Genomic DNA, 24,592 nt, shown 5'->3' with positions numbered 1-24,592 from the left:
GCTCCGTGAGGCGCAAGGGACCCGTCCAAGGCGCAAGGCTGGACTGCCCAGGTGGCTAGGGCGCCCGTCGCAGCGTGCCGGCCCTTGCCTTGACCGGGTCGAGCAGCGACCAGTCGCCATCCGGCAGCACATGGCCCTTGGGAAAAGGTGCGCGCGGCTCGATCCCGAGCGAGCCCAGCACACGGTCGTCGCGGTAGTAGCATTGCAGCACCACACGGACGAGCGTCGCGGCAGCCGGGCCGCCATGCCTGCGAAACTCCTGCGCCACCGCATCGCGCCTGGCAGCATCGAGCTCGGCCAACGGTTGGCCAGCAAGCCGCGCCAGATGGTCGAGCGCCGCCACCACCAGTTTGCTGTCCCGTCCCAACGTCGCCAGCATGTCAGCCTGGATCGCGGGATCGTCGGCGCCAGGCACCTTGTACTCTTCGCTGGCGGGAACGATCATCGCGGCGATGGCTCGGAGGTCGTCGCGCTGGGCGCGTGTCAGTTGGTTGTCTGCGGACATGATGGCCTCAGTCGAAGAGATTGGCGAGGCGCTGCTTCATCTGGTCGGCGATGTAGAGCGCGAGGGCCTGGATGGTGGACGTTGGATTGACCCCGCCCGAGGTAACGAAGATGCTGCCGTCGACGATGAAGAGGTTTTTGACGTCGTGCGCGCGGCCCCATTCGTTGACTACGGAGCGTTCAGGGTCGGTGCCCATGCGTGCCGTGCCGAGCAGGTGCCAGCCGCCCCAGGGGATCGGCGAGTTGACGCAGATGTCGCTCGCCCCAGCGGTTTCGAGAATCTCCCGGCCCCGCGCCAGCGCATGCTCCATCATCTTCCGGCTGTTCTCGCTGATCGTGTAATTGATCTTCGGCGCGGGAATGCCGTGACCGTCCTTCAAGACCGGATCGAGCGTAACCTGGTTATGCTCCTCCGGGAGGTCCTCGCAAATCGCGGAAAAGCCGAGCCGGTGGCCGTTGAGCTTGCGGAAGACGTGGTGATGATCGGCGCCCCACGGCAAGATCCCCTTCTGCTCGCTCACGACAGCCTCGAACACCGGCCCGGCGCCGCGCACGAACTGGACGCCGTAACCGCGCACGAAGCCGCGCGACAGGTCCGTGTCATACCATTCCTTGCTCCACAGGCAGGTCGGCGGCGCGCGGTTGCTATCGGTCGGCTCCTTCACATAGCCGTAGATCTGCGCATAGGGATGGAACATCAGGTTCTTGCCGACGAGGCCGGACGAATTGGCAAGCCCGTTCGGAAAGCGGTTCGATGCCGAATTCAGCAGCAGCCGCGGCGTGCCGACTCCGTTGCAGGCGATGATAACGACATGCGCCGGCTGAAACTGCTCGACGCCGTCCTTGTCGTAATAGACCACGCCGGTGGCCATGCCGCTCTCGTCGGTGGTAATCTCGCGCACACGGCAGTGAGTCCGCAGCTCGACGCCGGCGCGGACCGCGTGCGGCCAATAGGTGATGTCGGTCGAGGATTTGGCGCCTTGCGCGCAGGCCGGCGTGCAATGGCCGAGATTGATGCAGCGCGCGCGGCCCTCGTAGTCCATGGTCGCGACCGTCGTATCCGACGGCCACCAGTGCCAGCCAAGCTTGTTCATGGTCTTGCCGATGATCGCACCCGACAATCCCATCGGCTGTGGCGGCATCGGCGGATGCGTCAGCGGCGAGAGCGGGTCGCCCGACAGGCCGGACGTGCCCATCATCCGGTCGTTCTCTTCGAAGAACGGGGTCAGCGCCTCGTATTCGATCGGCCAGTCTTCGGCGACGCCGTCGAGCGTCCTCACCTTGAAATCGGAGGGATGCAACCGCGGCCAGTGCGCGGTGTACATCACCGTCGAGCCACCGACCGCATTGTAGTTGACGACCTTGATCGGCGAATTGTCGTCGTTGATCGGATAGTCCTCGGGCCGGCCGCGGACGTTGGGGCTTGACGACCACTCGCCGTAGAACTTGGCCTCCCAGTCCCGGCCCGTGCTGGGATATTCCGCCGGGTTCATCCAGCCGCCCTGCTCCAGGCAGAGAATATGCATTTTGGTCTCGGCCAGCGACCACGCCACCGCCGCGCCTGAAGCGCCGGCGCCGATGATCAGGACGTCCACGGGGTCATTCATCGCAAATTTTTCCTCCCTTCGCCGCTTCCCGGGCGATTCGGCCTCCGCTCCGCGAGGCCGGCGAACGATAGGATCAGAGCTGCGGCCGAGTAAAGCCGCGGGGCCGGAATGTCGCACTTCGCGGGGCGCAGACCATTGGTATCGCCACATCCGGATGCTAGGAACAAGGCGCACGAGCCATCGATAGCGAGACCTTATGTCCTTCCGAAAATCCTTTGCCAGCGCGCGCGCTTTTGCGTTCGTTTGCTTTCTCGCCCTGTCCGGATTTCTGGGCACCACCGGCCCCGGCTCCGCGTTGACGGCCACCGCGACGGTCCGCGACGGCAACGCCGTTCAGCTCGGCGACGTCACCTACCGCCTCGAGGGCATCGACGCACCCGAGCTGGACCAGGTCTGCATCGACGACCACGCCGATCCCTGGACCTGCGGCATCGAGGCCCGCGACCAGCTCGCCAAGCTGATTGGCAAGCGATCGGTGCGTTGCGACGATGTCGGACCGGGCAAGAGTTTTGGCAAGCGGCACCGCGCGATCTGCACGGCCGAAGGCGACAAGACCAGCTTGAACGAGCAGCTCGTCAAGCTGGGCTATGCCATCGCCCGCGAGCCGGTCAAGGCGAACGTCAAGTCGGCCGCGGCCGATGCGAAATCAACCTCGGCCGGAATTTGGAAGGGCTGCTTTGTTGCACCGCAAGAATTCCGCACCGGCAAGAAGGACGGCGCGCTCCTGGGCGCCGCCTGCCGCGCCGACCGCGACAAGGAGATTCGCGCGGTGTTGTTTCCCGAGGATCTGACGATGCCGCCGAGCTGTGGCATCAAGGGCAAGCTTGCGGTGCGCGCGCGCGTGACCGGCAATATCGGCATCTACCATTTACGGGGCTGCCCGAGCTACCCCGCGACCACCAAGCCGGACCGCTGGTTCTGCTCGGAGGACGACGCCCAGGCTGCGGGCTTCCGCAAGGCCTACAATTGCCGGCGGCCAAAATAGCGAAGCTCATCACGCAGCCGTGAGCGGCAGCCGGAGACAGTATTCATCCGGAATTGAACTCTATCGGGAGTTGCTGCATTTGTAAGCGTACGCGAGCGCTTTGCGCGAGCGTTTCCTTAGCGGCAATCCGGCTCCGGCCCGATTGCTTTGCTCGGGCGTTTCCTCCCTAGACTTGGGCCGCTTGTCACAACAAGCGGCTCTTCTTTTTTGCACAATGCGCTAGCGGCGCATCGGCATGATCTGATCCATGGCCGGCATGTTCGCGTTCAGATGCGCCATGATCCAGACGGTGCCACCGACCACCAGGAACACCACCAGCAGCCCGAAGGCGAGCGCCAGCACGTTGTTGGTATTATCGGGGCCGGTGGTGATGTGCAGGAAGAACACGAGATGCACGCCCATTTGCGCGATCGCCAGCACGATCAGCGCGACGGGAATCGAAGGCTGCCAGACCAGATCCGTGCCCGCGATGAAGAACGACGTCGCCGTCAGCAGCAACGCGAGAACAAGACCGACCACGTAGCCGAGGATGCGCGTCCCGACACTGTGTTGCTCCTCATCGCCCGGCGCAAGATCATGGCCGGCCGGCATATGCGTCTGATCGCTCATACGCCACTCCCAAGCAAATAGACGACGGAGAAAACTCCGACCCAGACGATGTCGAGCGCGTGCCAGAACAGCGCAAAGCACATCATCCGGCGCAGCACGTCGGCACGAAAACCTTTTGCGAAGACCTGGGCCATCATGGTGAGCAGCCACAATATGCCGGCGGAGACGTGGAGGCCATGGCAGCCGACGAGGGAGAAGAACGAGGTCAGGAAAGCGCTGCGCGATGGGCCATAGCCGCGGGCAACGAGATCAGCGAATTCGCGAAACTCAATGACCAGAAAGATGAGGCCGAGCAAACACGTCACGGCCATCCCGAGATAGAACCACAGCCGGTTGCGCACATCGGCCGCGATGCTCGCCATGCCACACGTGAAGCTTGACAGCAGCAGGCAGACCGTCTCGATCGCGACGTTTCGCGGCTCGAATATCTCCGAACCCTTCGGGCCGCCGGCGGTCTGGTCGGCCAGCACCGCGTAGGCCGCAAAGAAGCAGGAGAACATCACGATGTCGGAGAGCAGGAAGATCCAGAAGCCATAGGCGGTCACGATGCGCTTCGGCGCCGGCCCGGGATGCTCGATAACGAGGCCGATGTGATGGGGATCGGCGTGCGCTCGGCCGGCGGTCGCGGTCATTGACATCAGACTGTCCCCGCCATGCTGACGAGGCTGCGCCGCTCCTCGAGGTTGACGCGGTCTATCGCCGCGACCTCCTCGGCCGGAATGACGTATTCGTCATGGTCGCGCCAGGCGAACACGACGAATGTCGCGAACGCACCGATACCGCCCAAAATCACCATCCACCAGATGTGCCAGATCAGCGCAAAGCCCATGACGGTGGCGAAGAACGCGCAGACGAACCCGGTCGGCGAGTTCCTGGGCATCTCGATGTCATGATACTCGGGCGCATCATGATCGAGCGATTGCTGCTTGGCATGAGCCTTCATGTCCCAATAGGCATCCTCGCCGCGCACATCGGGATTGAAAGCGAAGTTGAAAACGGGTGGCGGCGACGACGTCGCCCATTCCAGCGAGCGGCCGTCCCAGGGATCGCCAGTGCGGTCGCGCAGGGCCTCGCGGTTGCGGATGCTGACCACGAGCTGCACGATCTGGCAGATCACGCCGATCGTCAGCACGGCCATGCCGACCGCTGCAACCAGCATCCATGGCCGCCACGCCGCGACGTCATAGTGCTGCATGCGCCGCGTCATGCCCAGCATGCCGGCGACGTAGAGCGGGATGAAGGTGACGTAGAAGCCGAGGAAAGTGAACCAGAATGCGAGCTTGCCCCAGCGGTCGTTGAGGCGAAAGCCGAACGCCTTCGGGAACCAGTACTCGAAGCCGGCGAAGGCGCCGAACAGCACGCCGCCGATGATGACGTTGTGGAAGTGCGCGACCAGAAACATGCTGTTGTGGAGAATGAAATCGGCCGGCGGCACCGCGACCAGCACGCCCGTCAATCCGCCGATGATGAAGGTGACCATGAAGCCTATCGACCACAGCATCGGCGTCTCGAAGCGGATGCGTCCGCCATACATCGTGAACAGCCAGTTGTAGATCTTCACTCCCGTCGGTATCGCGATGATCATGCTGGCAATGCCGAAGATAGCGTTGACGTCGGGACCCGCTCCCATCGTGAAGAAGTGATGCAGCCAGACCATGAAGGAGATGACGCAGATCGCCATGGTCGCCAGCACCATCGAGCGATAGCCAAACAGCGCCTTGCCGGAGAAGGTCGAGACCACCTCGGAGAAGATGCCGAAGGCCGGCAGAACTAGGATGTAGACCTCGGGATGCCCCCAGGCCCAGATCAGGTTCATGAACATCATGACATTCCCGCCGGCCTCATTGGTAAAGAAGTGGAAGCCGAGATAGCGGTCGAGCAGCAGCATCGCGAGGGTGGCGGTCAAAATCGGGAAAGCCGCGACGATCAGGAGGTTCGAGGCCAGTGTGGTCCAGCAGAACATCGGCATGCGCAGATAGTTCATGCCTTTGGTGCGCAGCTTCAGCACCGTCGTCACGAGATTGATGCCGGCCACCAACGTGCCGACGCCGGAGATCTGCAGCGACCATGCGTAATAATCGACGCCGACGCCCGGCGAGTAGGACAGTTCCGACAGCGGCGGAAAGGCGAGCCAGCCGGTGCGGGCGAACTCGCCGATCACGAGCGAGAGATTGACCAGCAGCGCACCGGTCGCGGTCAGCCAGAAGCCGACCGAATTGAGCGTCGGGAAAGCGACATCTCGTACGCCAAGCTGGAGCGGCACGATGAGATTCATCAGTCCGATCACGAACGGCATCGCCACGAAAAAGATCATGATGGTGCCGTGCGCGGAGAATATCTGGTTGTAGTGCTCCGGCGGCAGATAGCCTTGCGACTGGTAGGCGACCGCCTGCTGAATCCGCATCATGATGGCGTCGCTGCCGCCGCGCAGCAGCATCACCGAGGCCAGCAGGATGTACATCACGCCGATCCGCTTGTGGTCGACGCTGGTGATCCACTCGTGCCAGAGATAGGGCAGATGCCCCTTCACCACGACCCAGGCCAGCACGCCGAGAATCCCGACCAACACCACGGCGCCTGCGATCAGCGGTATCGGCTGATCGAACGGAATGGCCGACCAATCGAGCTTACCGAGCATCATGGCCTCCACTGTGCGACCGGCCTGCTTCGGATGCGAGCTCCGGACCGGGTCCTGGCGGAATGTGCTGGGTCGCGATCAGGTCGAACAGTCGGGGATCGTCGAGCCTGTAGCTTGGCCTGCCTTTTTCGATGCCCTGCTGCATCAACTTCTTGTAGCTGTCCTCATTGAGGACGGCATCGCTCTTCGCCGTGGTCGCGACCCAGTCCGGAAAGGCGAGCGGCGAGACCACGTTGACGTCGAACATCATGTCCGGAAATCCGTCGCCGGAAAAATGCGCCGACAGTCCCTGCAGCTTGCCTTCGTTGTCGGCGCGTAGGTTCAGCTTCGTCACCATGCCGTTCATGGTGTAGATCATGCTGCCGAGCTGCGGGATGAAGAAGGTGTTCATCACGCTCGAGGACGTCAGCTGGAAATTCAGCTCGGCGCCTGCCGGCACCGTCAGCGTATTGACGGTGGCGATGCGCTGGTCCGGATAGATGAAGAGCCATTTCCAATCGAGCGAGACGGCCTGGATGCGAACCGGGCTGCCGGTGCCGGGCACGGGTGCCGCGGGATCGAGCTGGTGCGAGCCGATCCAGGCGACGCCGCCGAGCAGGATCACGGTGAGCGCGGGGATCGCCCACACCACCATCTCGACGCGCCCGGAATAGACGAAGTCGGGCTGAAACTTTGCTTTGGGATTCGAGGCGCGAAACCAGAACGCAAAGGCCAAAATCGCGAAAATGGTCGGCACCACGATCGCGAGCATGATGAAGACGGAATCGACCAGGATGGTGCTGTTGGCCGCAGCCACAGGCCCTTGTGGATCGAGCAGATTCATCGGCAAGCCACTGGCGTTTGGGAAGCCCCGGGACAGAGCCTAGCGCGGGAAAGGCTCCGCAACAAACGCGATTGCGTGAGGTCGGTTCCTAACGGCGCGGGTCGATCGTTCGCCCTTCTCGCGCGGCGGCATGCAATTCCATGCGATGTCAATGACATGAAAGCGGGAGCCGGCCCTTCTCGCCGCTCCGCGCGATTGCTAGACTGCACGAAAATATTTGGGATGAAACGACATGCAGGGGCCCGAGGACGATCCCGGTCTCGCCGGCAAGGTGGCGCTGGTCAGCGGCGGGGGCGCTGCGGGCGACGGCATAGGCAACGGCCGCGCCGCCGCAATTCTACTGGCTCGCGCCGGCGCCAAAGTGCTGGTGGCCGATCGCGATCTCAAGCTCGCCGAACGCACCGTGGAGATGATCGCAGCCGAAGGCGGCACGGCCGCGGCGCATGGCGGTGACGTCACCAGGGAGAGCGATTGCAAGACACTGGTCGAAGCCGCGCTCGACCGCTGGGGCCGGCTCGATTTCCTCGACAACAATGTCGGCATCGGGAGCCGCGGCAGCGTGGTCGACGAAGCGCCCGAGCAATATCGCCGCGTCATGCAGGTCAATGTCGAGAGCATGTTCCTGCTCTCCAAGCACGCGATCCCTGCGATGATCCGGACCGCGCAGGGCGGTGCGATCGTCAACATCTCCTCGATCTCGGCGCTGCGGCCACGCGGGCTCACGAGCTATACGACCTCGAAGGCCGCCATCATCGGTCTCACCCGCGCGATGGCGGTCGATCACGGCCGCGAGAACATCCGCGTCAACTGCATCTGTCCCGGGCCGATGTACACGCCGATGGTCTATGCCCGCGGCATGAGTGAGCAGGCTCGCGTCCAGCGGGAAAAGGCATCCTTGCTGAAAACGGAAGGCACCGGCTGGGACGTCGGCCATGCCGTCAAATTCCTGCTCAGCAATTTTGCGCGCTACATCACCGGCCAGGTGCTGGTGGTCGACGGCGGCGTGACGCTACAAGCCCCCGAACGTGAATCACAAGAACACTGAAAGGAACATCAGGGATGGCTCGCCTGCCCTATCTCGAGGCCGACCAGGTCGCGCCCGAATATCGCGACATGCTCAAGCGCAACACCAATCTGCACAAGCTGCTGATCAATTCGCCGGATATGGCGCGCGCCTTCAACGGCATCGGCGGCTACATCCGCTTCAAGAGCAAGCTCGATCCGCGCCTGCGGGAGCTTGCGATCCTCCAGGTCGGCTGGATGGAGAAGTCGGAATACGAGTTCACTCATCACGTGAAGATCGGCAGGGAGTTCGGCGTCACCGATGATGACATCGCCGGCCTGATGGCTGAGACCGAGAGCAAGCCCTCGACGCTCGAGCCACAGGCCAAGGCGATCCTGAAAGGTGCCCGCGAGATGGTACGCGAACTCGCGATCTCGGACGGGACCTTTGCAGAGATCAAGCAGCACCTCTCGGACGAACATATGGTCGACCTCGTGCTGACCATCGCCTTCTATTGCGGCGTGGTGCGCGTGCTCGCCACCATGAAGATCGACAACGAGCCATATTACAAAGAGGTACTCCAGCAGTACCCGATTCCGGGAGTGAACTAACATGCGCTTGAAGGACAAGGTTGCGGTCGTTGTGGGCGCCGGGCAGAGCCCGGGCGAAGGCATGGGCAACGGCCGCGCCACGGCGCTGACCTTCGCGCGCGAGGGCGCCAAGGTGTTGTGCGTCGATCATCATCTGGAATCAGCGCAGGAAACCGCCGCCATGATCGCCGCGCAGCATGGCACGGCAGCGGCGTTCAGGGCCGACGTCACAAAGTCTGCCGACATCAAGGCAATGGTCGCGGAGGCACAGGCGCGCTGGGGCCGGATCGACGTGCTGCACAACAATGTGGGCGTCAGCCTGTCCGGCGGCGACGCCGAGCTGCTGCAAATCACCGAGGAGGCGTTCGACCGCGTCGTCGCGATCAATCTGAAGAGCTGCATTCTGGCGGCGAAAGAGGTGATCCCGATCATGCGCGCGCAAGGAAGCGGCGTGATCATCAACATCTCCTCGATGGCGGCGATCACCACCTACCCTTACGTCGCCTACAAGGCGACGAAATCGGCGATGATCGCCTTCACCGAACAGCTCGCCTACCAGAATGCGGAATACGGCATCCGCGCCAACGTCATCCTGCCGGGCCTGATGAACACGCCGATGGCCGTCGACACCCGGGCCCGCGAATGGCACAAGACCCGCGCCGAAGTCGAAGCCGAGCGCGACAGCAAGGTGCCGCTGCGCAAGAAGATGGGCACGGGGTGGGACGTCGCGAATGCCGCGCTGTTCCTGGCCTCGGACGAGGCGAATTTCATCACCGGTGTGACGTTGCCGGTGGATGGCGGAGCGAGTGTGAGACGGGGGTAGACATCCTAAGCACGCTGCTCTTCCTTCTCCCCTTGCGGGAGAAGGTGGCGCGAAGCGCCGGATGAGGGGTTTCTCTCCGCACACGCAGAGGAGTTCGCCGATAGAACCTCACTCGTCCCGCCGCTGCGCGGCGAGCCACCCTCTCCCGCAAGGGGCGAGGGTACACCTTCATCGCGGCACGCTTGTCACCCGCCAGATCGTCCCGTTGCCGTCCTCCGACACCAGCAGCGATCCGTCCTTCGCCACGGCAACTCCGACCGGCCGCCCCCACACCTCGGTATCGCTCACCACAAACCCCGTGACGAAATCTTCGTACTCGCCGGTCGGCTTGCCGTCCTTCATCCGGATGCGGATCACCTTGTAGCCGGTGCGCTTCGACCGGTTCCAGGAGCCGTGCTCGGCCGCGAAAGCATCGCCCTGGTATTCGGACGGAAACTGCGCGCCCTGATAGAAGGTCATGCCGAGCGAGGCCGAGTGCGGCTGCACCAGCACATCGGGTACCGTCACCTTGTCCTTGAGGTCCGGCCGCGCTCCGGCGTGACGCGGGTCTTCGTTGCCGCCGATATAGAACCACGGCCAGCCGTAGAACGCGCCCTCCTTCACGCTCGTCACATAGTCAGGCACGAGATCGTCGCCAAGCCCGTCGCGCTCGTTGGTCGAGCACCAGGGCAGCCCGGTCTGCGGCTGGATCGCAAGACCGACACAGTTGCGGATGCCGGTGGCGTAGATCTTCCGCTCCTTGCCCTCGGGGGTAAAGGCGAGCACGGTCGCGCGCTCGGTTTCGCTCGCCCAGGCTGCGCCGAGCGGTTGCGCCTTCGACCAGGCTTCCAGGCCACCTGGCGGCGTGCCCATGCCCTCGGCGACGTTGCTGAGCGAGCCGACCGACACCAGCATGCGCTTGTTGTCGGGCGTAAAGACGATGTCGCGGGTGGAATGACCGCCGTCATGGGGCAGGCTTGCCACGATCGTCTCCGCCTTGCCGCGCGCCTTGAGATCGCCGGCCTGATAGGGAAAGCGGACGACGCTGTCGGTGTTGGCGACGTAGACCCATTGCGGATTGTCGCCGTTCGGGAAGAAGGCGATGCCGAACGGCTGCCTCATTCCGGCAGCGAAGACCTCGTTGGTCGCGGCCTTGCCGCCATCGCCGGCGCGCAACACGCGGATGTTGCCCGCGCGCGTCTCGGCGACGAAGACATCGCCGTTCGGCGCCACGCGCACGATGCGCGGGGCGCGCAGGCCCTCGGCGAACAGCTCGATCTTGAAGCCGGCCGGTACCTGAAGCGCCCCCTCCGACGGGCGCGGCACCACGCGCGACGAACTCGCAACCGACCGCGTGGCGCCGGGCCTGACCAGATCCTGCGGCCGGATCAACCTGACCGTGCCGGGCTTGTCGGCCTGCCAATCGCCGTAGGCGTCCTTGCCTTGCAGCACCGCCTCAGCCTGTGCGCAGGTCGCGACCGCGGCCAGCCATCCCGCGGACATCGCCGCGAATGAAATCCTGTTCTTCAAATCGTTTCCTCCCGGCCTTCACGTATTGCGCATCAACGCCGATCGACGCGCAAACGTTCTGCGACAGGTCAAATGCCTGCCGAATCCCACGTCAGCTCATGCCCGCACGATGTGCATCAGCCGCAGCCCATCGTACTGGAAAATGCGGCTGATCGGTGCGACACATTGTAAGGGCGGCACCGCCGGTAGCGGTCATGAAGCTGCGGCATTGGAGTCGCATCCGTTGGGGTGATCATGTGGGGATCCATCATATCGGAATGGGCGAGCCTGCTGCTCCGCTGGCTGCACGTGGTCGCCGCGATTGCCTGGATCGGCAGTTCCTTCTATTTCATCGCCCTCGACCTCAGCCTCAGGCCTGACAGCAAGCTGCCGGAGGGCGTCCAGGGCGAGGCCTGGCAGGTCCATGGCGGCGGCTTCTACCGGATCATGAAATATCTGGTCGCGCCCGCGCAGATGCCGGACGAGCTGACCTGGTTCAAATGGGAGGCCTACACCACTTGGCTGTCCGGCTTCGCGCTGATGGTGGTGGTGTATTATCTCGAGGCCGATTTGTTCCTGGTCGACAAGTCGATCCTCGATCTCACGCCATTCCAGGCCGGCCTGTTCAGCCTCTGCAGCCTCGCGCTGGCGTGGCTGCTTTATGAAGGCGCCTGCCGTACCGGGCTGGCGCAGCGCGAGCTGCCCTTCGCGATCGGCGGCTATCTGTTCCTGGTCGCGTTGACCTATGCTTTCACCCACGTGCTGAGCGGGCGCGGTGCCTTCAACCAGATCGGGGCGATCATCGGCACCATCATGGTTGCCAACGTCTTCGCGCTGATCATCCCGAACCAGAAGAAGATCGTAGCCGCCCTTCTCGCAGGGCAGGCGCCCGATCCGAAGCTCGGCAAGACCAGCAAGGAGCGCTCGGTCCACAACAACTATCTGACGCTGCCTGTCGTCGTGTTGATGATCAGCAACCACTATCCCCTGCTCTATGCCACCCGCTTCAACTGGATCATCGTCGCAATCATCCTGGCGCTCGGCCCCGTGATCCGCCATTTCTTCAACGAGCGGCACGCCGGGCGCAAATCGCCGTGGTGGGTGTGGGGCGTCGCAGCGGTCGGCGTGATCGCGATCCTGTTCCTCTCGGCGGCCGGCCCGCGCGAGGTCAAGACAAGCGCGCTGTCGGCGCAGCCGACGCTTGCCAATGTCGAGGAGATCGTGATGTCCCGCTGCAGCATGTGCCACGCCGCCGAACCGGTCTGGGCCGGCATCGTCACCGCGCCGAAGGGCATATTGCTGGACGCGCCCGAGCACATCCATCGCAACATCCGCCTGATCGGCCGCGTCGCCGCCTGGTCCAATGCAATGCCGCCGGGCAACATCACCGAAATGACCAGCGAGGAGCGCGCCATCCTCGCCGCCTATATCGAGCAGGCGCGCTGACGCCATCAAGTGTCAGATATCGCGCTTCACGGAATGAAATTTCCGCATGTCCCACCGATTTGAAAATGACTTGACCGCCTATCCGGCGTAGACAGGATTTGCGGCCGCCGACGGCGGTCCAGTCAGTTTGCACTCGGGGAAAGAACAGTGGCCCTCAAGAACGTCATCGGTATCGACCACGCCGTGGTCATGGTGCAGGACCTCGACAAAGCCGCCGAAAACTACCGGCAGCTCGGCTTCACCATCTCGCCGCGCGGCACCCACAGCGCACATATGGGCACCGGCAACTACACGATCATGTTCGACCCGGATTATATGGAGCTGCTCGGCGTGCTCGCGGCGACCGAGCACAACGCGCCGGCGCGTGCCTTCCTCGACCAGCGCGGCGAAGGCATCGAGCGCATCGCCTTCACAGCGGTCGATTCCACCGCCGGCGCGGAGGAAATCCGCGCGCGTGGCCTGGAGCCGATCGGCCCGACCGATTTCGAACGGCCCGTGACGCTGCCTGATGGCACGATCTCGGCGGCGAAATTCCGCACCTTCATGTGGCCGACCGCAGAAGCGCCCGGCGGCGTGCGCATTTTTGCCTGCCAGCACAAGACGCCAGAGACGGTGTGGATTCCCGAGCTGATGAAGCACGCCAATGCGGCCAAGCGGATCAAGCAGACATTGATCGCGACGCCCGAGCCCGCGAAGGAAGCCGCGGATCTGGGACAGCTGATCGACCGCGAGCCGAAGGCTGAAGCCGACGGCGCAGTGACCGTGCCCTCCGGTGGCGATCGTGCCGAATTCGTTTACTTGACGCTGGAGCAGCTCGGCAAACGTTATCCCGGCGTGCCGCTCGCGGGTCTTTCCGAACGCGGTGGCGCTGCCCTGGTGCTTGTCAGCGGCGATCTCGCTGCCACCGACAAGGCGGTTGGTTCGGCAGCCGTGCGCAGCGGACCTGCGATCTGCGTGCCGCCGGCCAAGGCGAACGGCACCCTGCTCGCCTTTGTTGCCGGCTGATTTGAACTAATTCTTCAACGAGCGTCTACAGGGCGGCCCCAGGCTTCGGGGCTACCCGCGCCTTCAGGGCCAAGCGCATGTTCAAAGAGATATCGCCGGTCGCCTATGACGCGCCGGCCGAACTGAAGAAGTGACCGTCGCTGAAGGGCCAGAGGCAAAAGGATCGAGGTCCGCCCTATCCCGTCTACAACGGCACGCTCGCCGACTGCGTCCGCGAGCTCATGGGCAAGCCATCAAGGGCATCTCGCTCTACGATATCATGACGAGGGCAAGCAGCGTTCGACCAGACCGTGCTGTCGCCCGGTGATGCCGCCGAAATCGCGATGCGCAAGGACTTTCCCAAAGACTAGTTCGAGGCGCGCCTACCGCCGGACTTCCGCCGCTGCTCGGACGAGGAGTCCGTCGGCGCATCCAGAAAGACCACCGGTGTGCCGCGCTTGACGTGCTCGCCCAGCGCGCGCACGTCCCAATTGGTCAACCTGACGCAGCCATGCGACGCGGACTTGCTGACCCTGTCGGGCTCCGCCGTTCCGTGGATGCCGTACCCCTGTGCGGACAAGCCGATCCAGTATGCTCCCACCGGATTGTTCGGGCCCGGCTGAACATCGAACGGCTGTTTCGATTTGACGCTTCTGAACTTGTAGTCAGGTTGTAGTGATAAACCGGATTCTCGTGGGTGCTGGTGACCTTGAGCGTACCGCTCGGCGTCGGACGATCCGGACTTCCGATTGACGCGGGATAGAACGCGATCAGGGTGGCGCCCTGGTCGAATGCTTTCAGCGTCCCGTTCCTTTTGTCGACGTCGAGCCGCGCGATGTTCGGAAGCTCTCGCCGCGCCGGAACGTTTGCAACGACGATGGTCGCTCCCACCTTGTCGAAGGCCGGGTTGAGCGCCTTGAGCAGATCGGCGCTCATGTGGAATTTCTCGGCAAGCCCTTCGAGCGGGCTGGTGTAGCTCAGCGCCTTCAGGGCTTCATGTCATCAAGCTTGCCGGGCAGCTCCTTCAGAAACGGGCCCTTCACATCCGCGTCCGTGATCTTGTATTCGACGAGGACGGCGCCTTCGCTCGCGGCGTTCAACTTGTCCCAAAGCTCGGGCGCGATCGTTTTATCCGATGCAACGCCGTTCTGCTCGGCGAATGCTTTCAGTGCCTTCTGCGCGTTCTCTCCGAGCTTGCCGTCGATCTCCCCGGGCGAGAACCGCGCACGGTCGAGCAGAATCTGAAGCTTCACGATCGCGGCGTTGAGCTTGTCGCTAGCAGGTTGCTTTGCGGGACGCGCAGCATCGTTTACCGCTGCCGCATCGAGATTGCCCGCAAGCGCCGAAGAGATCGCCGCCAGCGAAATCACCGCGCCAAGCATCCACCGCATCATCTCGCTCGTCCCCATTCGCCAACGCCCCCGCAAATTCGCGGAGCAAAGAGTTTCCGGCGGGAACACCGTAGTAACACCGTGGGAACCGACGAGACCGCAGCTTTGCCGCAATCGCTCGGTTAATAACTCCTTATCGCCGGCGCATCGCTGGCCGTTCACCCACAGTTCGAGGTTGCTCCAGCAATGCGATTTGTCGTCGCGGCGTGCGCCGCGTTCATGATTCTGATGTGCGACTTCGATCCGTCGGCGTCCCGCCAACCATCAGCTTTCGATCACGCCGTTCTTCAAAACACTCAGGCCTCGTCACTTGTTCCGGTGGTCGAGCTGTTCCTTGCAAGCGTGCAGGCCCTCGAGCTCGCCAATGCGCGTGCGGCCTATGAGGAGACCCCCGAGCCGCCGGATACGGTCGAACCCGTCGCGCAGGCGCCGGTTTCGCCGACGGAACGCTTCTGCCACGCGCTTCGCGGAGCTGCCGAAGCCAGCGGCATTCCCGTGCCGTTCTTCGCGCGTTTGATCTGGCAGGAGAGCCGCTTCAAGTCCAACGAGGTCAGCCAGGCCGGCGCGCAGGGCGTCGCGCAGTTCATGCCGGAAACGGCAGCGGAGGTCGGGCTAGATGATCCGTTCGATGCGATGAAGGCGCTGCCGGCATCCGCCAAGTTCCTGCGCAAGCTGCGCGACGATTTCGGCAATCTCGGCCTTGCCGCAGCCGCCTACAACGCAGGTCCCGGCCGAATCCAGAAATGGCTCGCCAAAGAGAGCGAGCTGCCGCGTGAGACACGCGACTATGTCCGCATCATCACCGGCACCAGGGCCGAGGACTGGACCGAACGCGCGGAAGCCCTCGCGATCCGGATCGACCTGCCGCGCGAAGCACCCTGCGAGGGCATCGGCAGCCTGTCCAAGACGAAGGACGTCGCCTGGGTTCCGGTGAACCTGACGCCCTCGGTCGCCACCATCATTCGCAAGGCCGAGCAACTGGCGGCGCGATTGACCGCCAGCCACGCACGCAAGCGGCTCGCGTCTCTGATCCGGAAGAACACCCACGGCAAGGCACGCAGCATGATCGCCGCGCGTGCGGCGGGAAAGAGCGCGAAGGCCCGCGCCATCCGTTTTGCAGCGCGCGAACGATCTTCGGGCTGATGCGCAAATCCGGAAGCCGCTCTATGGAGCGGCTTCCAGTGGCCGCGAACTAGTCGATCTCCTCGATGATGCGGCGTTCGCGGGGCTCGACGACATAGGTCCGCGTATCGCGGTGGATGTAGCGGTACTCGCGGAGGTCGGGCGCGTCCCGATAGACGGTGCTCGGGAATTCCTCGACCTCGACACTCTCGGGAACGCGGTCACCAACATGGATTTCGGACCGCGCGGTGCTGCCGGTGGTCTGTCGTTCGCTCCGTCCCTCGGTGCGGGTCTTCGCATGCTTGCGGATCACTTCGCGATCGCGATCCGAAAACTTGCTGGCGCTGCGCTCACGCGTGGTCGTCGTTGTCGCGGTGGATTGTCCCGAGTACGGCAGCACGGTTACGATCTTGTATGTCGCCGGATCGACCACGACGATTTCATCCTTCACCAGCGCAAAGCTGTAGCCGCGATATTGCGGCACGATCTCGACCACATCGGGTGGCAGCGTCGATAGCTGGACATCGCGCGGCACCACCGTGCCGACGTTGAGCGAGAAATTGACGCTGGTCAGCGGCCGCACGTTGAGATGCGAGATGGACGCGCTGATCTTGGTCTCCTGCTGCTTGTTGAGGTTGACGTCAGTGCGGGCGGCGGCCTGTGAATTGGCACCGGTCCGCTGGTCTTGCGCCTGATTGCTGCTCGGCGTGTTTGGCGATTGCTGGGCCTGGTTGGTACCAGATGAACCAGGCGCCTGCTGCGCCTGATTGGTATTGTTCGACGGAGGGTTGGAGCGATCCTGCGTCTGGTTCGAGTTCGCCGCCGGCGGATTGGCGCTCTGCTGCGAGGCGGGCTGGTTACCGGCCGCGTTGGAGTTTGCCGTACCACTGGGCGGCCGCGAGGACGTGTCCGCGCTGTTGGTGGCGTTGGTCCCGGAGCCGGAATTGGCCGATCCGGAAGACGGAGTGGTCGCCTGGGTATTCTGTGTCGACGCTCCGGGCGTTGATGATTGCTGCGGCTGCGATCGCGACTGCTGTGTTTGTGCCGCGCCAGACGGCGACGTGTTGGACGGAGCTGCGGAATTGGACTGGGGTTGCGGCGTTTGCTCAGACTTGGTGTTGCTGCTTGGCGATTGCGCAAAGGCGGCGTTCGCCAGCACCAGCCCTAAGGCGGTCGTTGCCAACAGGCGGATCATGGTTCACTCCCTTGTTCGGTCAAAGCGTTAGCTATTAACCTGCGCTAAAAGCGTCTGTTCCACTTTTTCCCGGCCGAATGCGCCGCCTGAACGGAACCTGCGATGCCATCGAAAAGCGCCGGGATCATTGCCTATCGCAAACGTGGGGAGCTCGAGGTTCTGCTCGTTCATCCCGGAGGACCGTTCTGGCGCAACAAGGACCTCGGGGCATGGTCGATTCCGAAGGGCGAGTACGCAGACGAAGACGCAGAAACCGCCGCGCGACGGGAGTTTGCCGAGGAGCTTGGGCTTGAGCTGTCCACGCCGCTGACTTCGCTTGGCCAGGTCAGGCAGCGCGGCGGCAAGATCGTCACCGCGTTCGCGGCCGAGTTCGACGTCGATTTGCGCAGCATTCGCAGCAACACATTCGAGATGGAATGGCCGCCACGCAGCGGCAAACGTCAGACCTTCCCGGAGGTCGATCGTGCCGAATGGTTCACGCTCGCAGCAGCGCACGAGAAGATCAACGCAGGACAGCGCCCGCTGCTCGAGCGGCTGGCTCAGGTGGCCGGCAGCACGCCAAGCAGACGCCCTACTCCGCCTTGATGTTCGCCGCCGCCACCACTTCGGCGAGTTCCTTGATCTCCTTCGCGATCTTGGCGGCGTAGTCGGCCGAACTCAGCACGCTGACGACGCCCTGCGTCTCCAGCCGCTCCCGTAACAGCGGATCGTTGGCTGCGGCGACGATCTCCCGGTGCAGCATCTCGAGCGTCGGCGCGGGGGTTGCCTTCGGCATGAAGAAGCCGACCCAGAACGAGATGTCGAAGCCGGGATAGCCGGCTTCCGCGACGGTCGGCACATCAGGCAACGCCGGCAGCCGCTCGGCGGAGGACACCGCGAGCGCGCGCAGCTTGCCGGCCTTCACCAGCGGCACGGCGGATAAGGGATCGAACACTGCCAGGACCTCCTGCGCGAGGATACCGACCTCGGACGCAGCACCACCGCGATAGGGCACGTGGATCATCTTGACGCCGGCCCTCTCGCTGAGCAGCTCCATGGCGAGATGGGCAAGGTTGCCGTTGCCGCCCGAGCCGTAGGCAAGCGCGCCGGGCGCAGCCTTTGCCGCGGCGACGAGATCGGCGACGGTGTTGATGTTGGCCGTCCTGGGATTCTCCGGATTGACCACCAGCACGAGCGGCGCCGACACGACGGTGGTGAGCGGCGCGAAGTCCTTTTCCGGGTCGTAGCGGATATCCTTGAACAGCGTCTTGTTGAGCGTGATGGTGGAGGAGTTGCAGGCCAGCATCGTGTAGCCGTCGCCTTCCGCACGCGCGACCCCTTCGGCCGCGATCATGCCGTTGGCGCCGGCGCGGTTCTCGACCACGAAAGCTTGTCCGAGCTTGTTGCTCAGCCGATCGGCGACGATGCGCGCGACGACGTCGACCGGGCCGCCCGCGCTGAAGCCGACCATGATCTTGACCGGCCGCACCGGATATTTTTGCGCGAAGGCCTCCGTCGTCACGCACAATCCGGCGACGATCGCCAGCAGGCGAAGCGTTCGTTGCATTCGTTCTCTCCCCAGACGAATCGCGCCACTCCTGCGGGCCGCGGCGCTTTCGCGGATCATGATGAGCGGCCGCGGCGGATTTCGCAATCGCGTTTGCGGGCCGGCATTCCGTCGCGCGGCAGGTCGGAGCCGGTTCGAAACAAAAAACGCAAAAACAACCCCATGCACAGTAGCCGACGCTTGCGAGATCAAGAACTTGGACGAACGAGGATTTGCACGAACGAGGATTGCGCGCTTCGCAATCTTCGTTTGACACGTCGGGCAAAACACCGGCAGAATGGCATCATCGCAACAATCGTCAGCGTCCACGCCGCCCGACCATGGGGCGTCGCGCGGCGATTGCGCGTAAGCCCTTCATCAACATCCCGAAAATCCCACAGGCGCGCAAGCCGAGCGATCGATGTCGCGCGCAGTGAGCCCGCGCGGGCAAAGGACACAGCACATGACGACATCTGCCAAACGCCACAGCACGCTGCCGGTTGCGGCAAACGATCGCAGCGGCCCCGACGTGAGCCCGCGGATCAAGCTCTACAAGCGGGGGATTGCGATCCGCCATGCCGACCCCCAAGCCGGCGAACGGCTGCTGGCGGAGGCGCTCGGCGCCGCCGATCGCGACGCGCTGCATGGTCTCCTCAAGCAATTGGTGAAGGCCAGCGTGACCGGACGGAAGCCCGATGAAGCCAATCTCGCCTTCATGATCTCGCTGGTGAAGAGCATCGCGCCGAAGGACTCGATCGAGGCCATGCTCGCAGTGCAGATGGTGTCCGTTCACGCCGCAACGATGCGTTCTGCCTGCCGCCTCGCCCTCACCGACGACATTCCGCAGCAGGAGAGCCTCACACGCGCGCTGACCCGGCTGGCCCGCACCTTCGCAAGCCAGATCGAGGCACTCAGCCGCCACCGCAACAACGGCGAGCGCGCGATCACGGTCCGGAACTTGTCGGTGCAGGACGGCGGCAGGGCGATCGTGGGCAACGTGACCCAGCACGCCAGCATGATCGTCGCGGAGCCGCACGCTGCGGCAGCCGCAGGACTGGTCCCGCCGCGTGAGGCCGGCGAATACGAACGGGCCGAATCCAGACAGGGCAGCAATGCATGAGCGGCGATCACATCCGCAACACCGGCGCGATGTGGACGAGCCCGCGCTGCGGCGCCGGGACGCGCAGCGGCCTCGCCTGCCGCGCGCCTGCAGTGCACGGCAAGTCTCGCTGCCGCATGCACGGCGGCGCACGGAGATCAGGCGCGCCGAAGGGAAATCAGAATGCGCGGACGCATGGCGAATTCACGGGTGATGCGGCCGCTGAACGAGCGCAGGATCGGGCCGTGCTGAATGATGCGTTGAAGCTCCTTGCGGAGCTGTCGCGAGTTGCCGAATAGGCCATAAAGGCGACGCACCGTAGATCGCAATCGTCGTTGACGAACGCGGTTGTGGAGATCCGCAACAGATGCCGTGCAGACTCATGCACCGTGGGTCATTTCCTTAAGTCTGTGAGGGCTTTGGTCGGCTACGCCGTCATGAGCGGACAAGCTCGGCGCCAGCCCAGAGGTCGGCTAAGGGCAGGCTAGGCCAAAGAAGCAGCTGCACTGACCTTTAGTTGAAGCGTTGTCGTATTTGAACCTTCGCTCGAATTTCCGGACTCACCTCAGTGGGGATGGGAATGAACTGTCCCATCACAGCATCGAGCGATCGTCAGCGGCAGTTGCAACGGATTTAGTTTCCGGGTTGCCAGCCTAAGCCGAACCAAGCCAGCGGATCGGCCGGCGAATATCGCGGAGGCAAACAGATGTTTCCAGCGAAACTTGCGGCATCGTTGCTGGGTTCAGCGTTGCTACTGACGCCGGTCCTTGCAGCGACGATGGCCGATACGACCACTCTGCGCTGAAGTCTTGGTTTGAAAGCTTGCAGAGCGAATTTGGAAAGTGCTGTACTGATGCCGACGGATACATAGTGTCCGATGCCGATTGGGAGTCCAGTCGGGGCCGTTACCGCGTCCTCATCGACGGCGAATGGGTGCTCGTACCTGACGGTGCGGTTGTCACAGAACCAAACCGCTTCGGCCGTACAATGGTCTGGAGGCATTACATAGACGGCCATCCGCGCGTCCGATGCTTCATGCCCGGATTCATGACTTGACCTCACTTTCAAGGTGCTCCGCTTCGGGTCATTCGCACCGATTTGCCCGCGTATTCTCGATGTCCGCTATGGCCCTAGCTGCCGGCGTGCCGGATACTTCGCCTTCAGGCCCACAAGCAGACCAACGACGATAGCGGCGGCGGGGTTAAAGCTCGAAACAGGCCCTAAGGCCGTCAAAAAGCCAGGAGCCGCATGAAAGGCCGTGCACGCTCATCCGAGTTTCCGACGACGCTTTTTTTGCTAGGCCACTAAGCCGCACGACGTCGGGAACTTGCGGTTGGTCGCTTTGATCCAAATCAACGGATTCCTGCCTCCGAGACCTAGCGTCAGACCCAGACCAGATCGTCGGAGAAAGAAGATGCTGAAGCACTTGCTGGCCATTCTTCTTTTGCTGGCTTTCCCCTCGGCAGTCCATTCCCCAGCCGCGGCAGATGACCGAACTGCGGGACAAGTAATCCAAGAGGAAATTTGGGCGCTGCCGTTTCCACTGCCGGTGCTTGCCTTCCTGGTACGGCCGGTCGGAGATGGTCCGTTTCCGCTAGTGGTTATGAACCATGGAATTTCGCTGGAAGCCAACCAGCGGACGATGTTTCCGGCGATCGAGTATCGGGACGCGGCACGTTGGTTTGCACGTCGCGGTTATGTGGTCATCTCGCCCGTCAGGTACGGGGCCAGCAGTCTCGATGATAAAGATCAGGGTCTCTACGGAGCCGTCTTTGCCCACGTCGGTAGCTGCGACAACCCAAACTTCCGTGGTCCCGGGCTCGCCATCGCCACTCTGAACGAGTGGGTCATCGACTACATGAGCAAGAAGAAGATGATCCAGCCGGGTAAGGTCATCGTCGTTGGCCAGTCGGGCGGCGGATGGGGCTCGATTGCTCTTGGGAGCCTAAACCCGTCATCAGTTCAGGCCATCATTACCTTTGCAGCGGGACGCGGAGGCCGAGTTGACGGCAAACCCAACAACAATTGTGCTCCCGACAAGCTCGTTGCCGCCACCAGCGAATTCGGCCGCACCGCACGCGTACCGATGCTTTGGATCTACGCGGAAAACGACAGCTACTTCGGTCCGGAATTGACGATGAGGATGCATCAGGCCTTTGTCGAAGCGGGCGGAAATGCCGATTATCGTATGCTCCCGTCCTTTGGGACCGACGGGCACTTCATGATCGATTTCGCCGACGCGGTGCCGATCTGGTCGCCCTTGGTATCGCAATTTCTGGAGAAGCATTCAGCGACCGCTCCGCCGCTTGGGCAGCCAGTCAACGGCCCTTCTGCCCAGCGGGAGCCTCCGTCGAAGCCGCCACGATTGCGGCTGCCTGAGAACATCCATTTCTCAACCTGGAAAAAGCTTTGTTTCGCCTCATCCGATCGAACCAACATATGCCGATCGACGTCAACCGCCACGGACGATCTCGATCAGATCGTGGCCCGTGTCGATCTGATCGAACGAGCTGACGGTCCCGCTCGCCTGCAGCTGTTCGTTCCGCAAGGGGCAAATCTGCAGCAGGGAGTCAAGGTGACGGTAGATCAAGGCAGTCCTGTCCAGGTTCCTTTCACCTGGTGTCTCACCAACATCTGCATCGCAGCACGTGGAATTGAACCAACGGTGGCGGCTCAAATGGAAGCCGGCCAACAGCTCAAACTCGAACTCACAGACCTTTACTCCTCTTCGGTGACGATAAAGTTGCCGCTGAGCCAGTTCGGGGCTGTTCACCAAGACCCGCCTGCCGAAACTTTCGATTTCAGCCTGACTGAAGAATGAATGAAGTTGGACCGCCTGACGGGGCTGACCGAAAGGAAGCTCGACTGTGAGTACATCGGACGTTTCTCTACGGAGCACGAGACATTCAAAGATTCCTGCTCTTAAAGGATTGAAGAAATTCTCCGGATCGATGATCAAGCAGTCGATACGGCGGCGGATTGTTGCGATCTCCGTCGGATTGATCATCCTCATGCTGGCGACGTCGGTCCTATCGATAGTGATGGTCAGGCGGGTCGGCCATCTGCTTGATGAACTCTCTGCACGGTACGCGCCGATCAACGGGCATCTAACGCGGATCAATACTCTGTCTCTGGAACGAGGTCTCGCAGTCCGCCGCATGGTGATCGCGAAGATGCAGGAGCCGCCCGATGTGCTCGGATATAGAGCCCGCTTGGAGCTCTACAACGAGAAGGGAGCCGAGGTCGAAAGCAAAGCGCAAGCCGCGCGGACACTGATCAATTCGATCATTGAGGACGCAAGTACACCCTCGGACAATGCAGCCCTGGCGCGCATCGAAAACCGGATTGAAAATCTGAGCGATACTCGCCGCCAACTGAAGCAAGAAACCGGAGAGTTACTTTCACACCTTGAGGCCAGAGACTTTGCAGCGGTCAGACGCAGCCTTGCGCGAGCAGACGCTGTTCGCGACGAGCTGGATGAGAAAATCAACGCTATTCGGTTGAGTATGTTGACCGTCAGCGATGGGGCCATCGCAAAAATAAGGTCGGAACAAACCCGGGTAGCCCTGACCTCGGCCATCGTGACGCTGCTTGCCTCAATCGTCGGATTGATCTTCGCCAATCTGGTCAGCGGCGGCATCATTCGCTCTGTCCGACTATTGCTTGAAGGTGCCCGCGCGGTGGAAGCGGGTCAGCTCGATCAATCAATCGATGTAAGGGCGACTGACGAAATCGGACAACTGGCTGCCGCCTTCAATCGAATGGTTGTGCAATTGCGCAACAACCAACGCATCAAGGAAACATTCGGAAAATACATCGATCCGCGCGTCGTTGAAGGGCTGATCGATCACCCAAATTTGACGGCCGCCGAAGGCCAGCGCCGGGTGATGACTGTGTTGTTCTGCGACTTGAAGGGCTTCACCAGCCTTAGCGAAGGCATGACCCCGCAAGGTCTCGTCAAGGTCATGAACCACTACCTTTCGGTCATGTCCGAACCAATCCGGAACAACCGAGGGATCATCGACAAGTATATCGGCGACGGCATCATGGCTTATTGGGGCCCACCTTTCGTCGACGAGGCCGATCATGCCCGCCTTGCATGCCCCGCCTCCCTGGAAATGATCGAACGTATCGGAAAATTACGCGAGGAGATTCCTGAGCTACTTGGCGTTCGCGCAACTCCAATGAAGCAATGCGATCTAAGGATCGGGATCGCGACCGGCGAGGCGCTGGTCGGCAGCATCGGCTCCGACGTGATGATGAGCTACACCGTCATGGGCGATGTGGTGAACCTCGCCTCGCGGCTGGAAGGCGCGAACAAGGTGTACGGCATCCGCAATCTCGTTTCCGAAAGAACTATTGCTGCCGTGGGCACTTCACTTGAGGCGCGGGAGATCGATCGCATTGTGGTGGCGGGTCAAACTCGTTTCGAGGCCGTTTTTGAAATCCTCGGAAGCCGAGCTGATGTCACGCCACAACAACTGGTCTTGCGGGACAAGTATCTGGAAGGGCTCTCGAACTATCGCAACCGGCGATGGGATGATGCGCTTGCTGCGTTCAATGCGTCGCTTGAAGCGATGCCCGACGACGGGCCTGCAAGGGCCCTAATCGAGCGCATCGGAAGCTTCAAAGCAGAACCGCCTCCGAACGACTGGGACGGGTCGTGGCACATCGAAAAATGAGCGCCGGGCTGATACGGCGGACGTCTCCAATGGGTCACAAGCGGTCCTCCACCGGCTGCGCGCGGCAGGTCAGCTACG

Annotated in this window: 21 protein-coding genes and 2 pseudogenes; 13 read left to right on the top strand and 10 right to left on the bottom strand. The window is 62.7% G+C overall.

What is annotated here, in order from left to right:
* Nucleotides 1-55: 55 nt before the first annotated feature.
* Nucleotides 56-505: a hypothetical protein gene (locus IVB50_RS15795; protein ID WP_018457169.1), complete on the bottom strand. Its 450-nt coding sequence runs from the start codon at nucleotides 503-505 to the stop codon at nucleotides 56-58.
* A 7-nt stretch (nucleotides 506-512) separates the two neighbouring features.
* Nucleotides 513-2,111, bottom strand: coding sequence for a GMC family oxidoreductase (locus IVB50_RS15790; RefSeq protein WP_247296330.1), 1,599 nt, complete (start codon nucleotides 2,109-2,111; stop codon nucleotides 513-515).
* A 196-nt stretch (nucleotides 2,112-2,307) separates the two neighbouring features.
* Between IVB50_RS15790 and IVB50_RS15785 the strand changes: the two genes are divergently transcribed.
* Nucleotides 2,308-3,096, top strand: coding sequence for a thermonuclease family protein (locus tag IVB50_RS15785; protein ID WP_247296328.1), 789 nt, complete (start codon nucleotides 2,308-2,310; stop codon nucleotides 3,094-3,096).
* A gap of 219 nt (nucleotides 3,097-3,315) precedes the next feature.
* Here the strand turns inward: IVB50_RS15785 and cyoD are convergent, their stop codons facing one another.
* The 4 genes from cyoD to IVB50_RS15765 are packed head-to-tail and all read right to left on the bottom strand — an operon-like array spanning nucleotide 3,316 to nucleotide 7,166.
* Complete coding sequence (cyoD, locus tag IVB50_RS15780) at nucleotides 3,316-3,705, bottom strand: cytochrome o ubiquinol oxidase subunit IV (protein ID WP_018457172.1); 390 nt, start codon at nucleotides 3,703-3,705, stop codon at nucleotides 3,316-3,318.
* A complete protein-coding gene (locus IVB50_RS15775) occupies nucleotides 3,702-4,343 on the bottom strand; it encodes a cytochrome (ubi)quinol oxidase subunit III (protein ID WP_018457173.1) in 642 nt (213 codons plus the stop codon). Before IVB50_RS15775 ends, cyoD begins: the two co-directional genes overlap by 4 nt.
* A complete protein-coding gene (gene cyoB, locus IVB50_RS15770; RefSeq protein WP_085362444.1) occupies nucleotides 4,343-6,343 on the bottom strand; it encodes a cytochrome o ubiquinol oxidase subunit I in 2,001 nt (666 codons plus the stop codon). The genes IVB50_RS15775 and cyoB overlap by 1 nt, the downstream gene beginning before the upstream one ends.
* A complete protein-coding gene (locus IVB50_RS15765) occupies nucleotides 6,333-7,166 on the bottom strand; it encodes a cytochrome ubiquinol oxidase subunit II (RefSeq protein ID WP_247296325.1) in 834 nt (277 codons plus the stop codon). Before IVB50_RS15765 ends, cyoB begins: the two co-directional genes overlap by 11 nt.
* A gap of 232 nt (nucleotides 7,167-7,398) precedes the next feature.
* Between IVB50_RS15765 and IVB50_RS15760 the strand changes: the two genes are divergently transcribed.
* Genes IVB50_RS15760 through IVB50_RS15750 form a run of 3 tightly spaced genes read left to right on the top strand, consistent with a single transcriptional unit; the run spans nucleotide 7,399 to nucleotide 9,582 of the window.
* Complete coding sequence (locus IVB50_RS15760) at nucleotides 7,399-8,211, top strand: SDR family oxidoreductase (RefSeq protein WP_085352071.1); 813 nt, start codon at nucleotides 7,399-7,401, stop codon at nucleotides 8,209-8,211.
* A 14-nt stretch (nucleotides 8,212-8,225) separates the two neighbouring features.
* Nucleotides 8,226-8,780 (top strand): carboxymuconolactone decarboxylase family protein, encoded by a 555-nt coding sequence (locus IVB50_RS15755; RefSeq protein WP_085352070.1) that lies wholly within the window; start codon nucleotides 8,226-8,228, stop codon nucleotides 8,778-8,780.
* Between the two features lies 1 nt (nucleotide 8,781).
* Nucleotides 8,782-9,582, top strand: coding sequence for an SDR family NAD(P)-dependent oxidoreductase (locus IVB50_RS15750; protein WP_085352069.1), 801 nt, complete (start codon nucleotides 8,782-8,784; stop codon nucleotides 9,580-9,582).
* A 168-nt stretch (nucleotides 9,583-9,750) separates the two neighbouring features.
* Here IVB50_RS15750 and IVB50_RS15745 read toward each other — a convergent pair whose 3' ends face one another.
* Nucleotides 9,751-11,091, bottom strand: coding sequence for a sorbosone dehydrogenase family protein (locus IVB50_RS15745; protein WP_247296324.1), 1,341 nt, complete (start codon nucleotides 11,089-11,091; stop codon nucleotides 9,751-9,753).
* Between the two features lie 234 nt (nucleotides 11,092-11,325).
* On the opposite strand from IVB50_RS15745, the gene IVB50_RS15740 reads away from it, so the two are divergent.
* Together IVB50_RS15740 and IVB50_RS15735 are read left to right on the top strand one after the other, a co-directional pair.
* On the top strand, nucleotides 11,326-12,516 hold the full coding sequence (locus tag IVB50_RS15740) for a urate hydroxylase PuuD (RefSeq protein ID WP_085362224.1): 1,191 nt from the start codon (nucleotides 11,326-11,328) through the stop codon (nucleotides 12,514-12,516).
* Between the two features lie 147 nt (nucleotides 12,517-12,663).
* Complete coding sequence (locus IVB50_RS15735; protein ID WP_247296322.1) at nucleotides 12,664-13,521, top strand: VOC family protein; 858 nt, start codon at nucleotides 12,664-12,666, stop codon at nucleotides 13,519-13,521.
* 346 nt (nucleotides 13,522-13,867) lie between these two features.
* Here IVB50_RS15735 and IVB50_RS15730 read toward each other — a convergent pair.
* Nucleotides 13,868-14,894, bottom strand: a pseudogene (locus IVB50_RS15730) (L,D-transpeptidase family protein).
* A 183-nt stretch (nucleotides 14,895-15,077) separates the two neighbouring features.
* Here IVB50_RS15730 and IVB50_RS15725 point away from each other — a divergent pair.
* Complete coding sequence (locus tag IVB50_RS15725; RefSeq protein WP_018457183.1) at nucleotides 15,078-16,034, top strand: lytic transglycosylase domain-containing protein; 957 nt, start codon at nucleotides 15,078-15,080, stop codon at nucleotides 16,032-16,034.
* Nucleotides 16,035-16,083: 49 nt separating this feature from the next.
* On the opposite strand, the gene IVB50_RS15720 is transcribed toward IVB50_RS15725, so the two are convergent.
* Nucleotides 16,084-17,208 (bottom strand): DUF1236 domain-containing protein, encoded by a 1,125-nt coding sequence (locus tag IVB50_RS15720; protein WP_204510539.1) that lies wholly within the window; start codon nucleotides 17,206-17,208, stop codon nucleotides 16,084-16,086.
* Between the two features lie 102 nt (nucleotides 17,209-17,310).
* Between IVB50_RS15720 and IVB50_RS15715 the strand changes: the two genes are divergently transcribed.
* Nucleotides 17,311-17,793, top strand: a complete 483-nt coding sequence (locus IVB50_RS15715; protein ID WP_085352065.1) for an NUDIX domain-containing protein — start codon at nucleotides 17,311-17,313, stop codon at nucleotides 17,791-17,793.
* Here the strand turns inward: IVB50_RS15715 and IVB50_RS15710 are convergent.
* Complete coding sequence (locus tag IVB50_RS15710; RefSeq protein WP_204510538.1) at nucleotides 17,780-18,754, bottom strand: tripartite tricarboxylate transporter substrate binding protein; 975 nt, start codon at nucleotides 18,752-18,754, stop codon at nucleotides 17,780-17,782. The genes IVB50_RS15715 and IVB50_RS15710 overlap by 14 nt on opposite strands.
* A gap of 442 nt (nucleotides 18,755-19,196) precedes the next feature.
* On the opposite strand from IVB50_RS15710, the gene IVB50_RS15705 reads away from it, so the two are divergent.
* From IVB50_RS15705 to IVB50_RS15680, 5 genes and pseudogenes are all read left to right on the top strand, one after another.
* Entirely contained in the window at nucleotides 19,197-19,853 is a 657-nt protein-coding gene (locus tag IVB50_RS15705; RefSeq protein WP_204510537.1) for a hypothetical protein, read from the top strand.
* Nucleotides 19,850-20,131: an HGGxSTG domain-containing protein gene (locus IVB50_RS15700; protein WP_204510536.1), complete on the top strand. Its 282-nt coding sequence runs from the start codon at nucleotides 19,850-19,852 to the stop codon at nucleotides 20,129-20,131. The genes IVB50_RS15705 and IVB50_RS15700 overlap by 4 nt, the downstream gene beginning before the upstream one ends.
* A gap of 407 nt (nucleotides 20,132-20,538) precedes the next feature.
* Nucleotides 20,539-20,888 (top strand): annotated as a pseudogene (locus IVB50_RS15695) (hypothetical protein).
* 358 nt (nucleotides 20,889-21,246) lie between these two features.
* A complete protein-coding gene (locus IVB50_RS42700; protein WP_204510535.1) occupies nucleotides 21,247-22,653 on the top strand; it encodes an invasion associated locus B family protein in 1,407 nt (468 codons plus the stop codon).
* Between the two features lie 130 nt (nucleotides 22,654-22,783).
* Nucleotides 22,784-24,514 (top strand): adenylate/guanylate cyclase domain-containing protein, encoded by a 1,731-nt coding sequence (locus IVB50_RS15680; protein ID WP_247296320.1) that lies wholly within the window; start codon nucleotides 22,784-22,786, stop codon nucleotides 24,512-24,514.
* The last annotated feature ends 78 nt before the right edge of the window (nucleotides 24,515-24,592 follow it).

This window comes from Bradyrhizobium sp. 87, from assembly GCF_023073015.1.
Lineage (GTDB): Bacteria > Pseudomonadota > Alphaproteobacteria > Rhizobiales > Xanthobacteraceae > Bradyrhizobium > Bradyrhizobium canariense_D.
The sequence above is the reverse complement of the archived record's forward strand: the minus strand, read 5'-3'. Positions and strand labels throughout refer to the sequence as shown.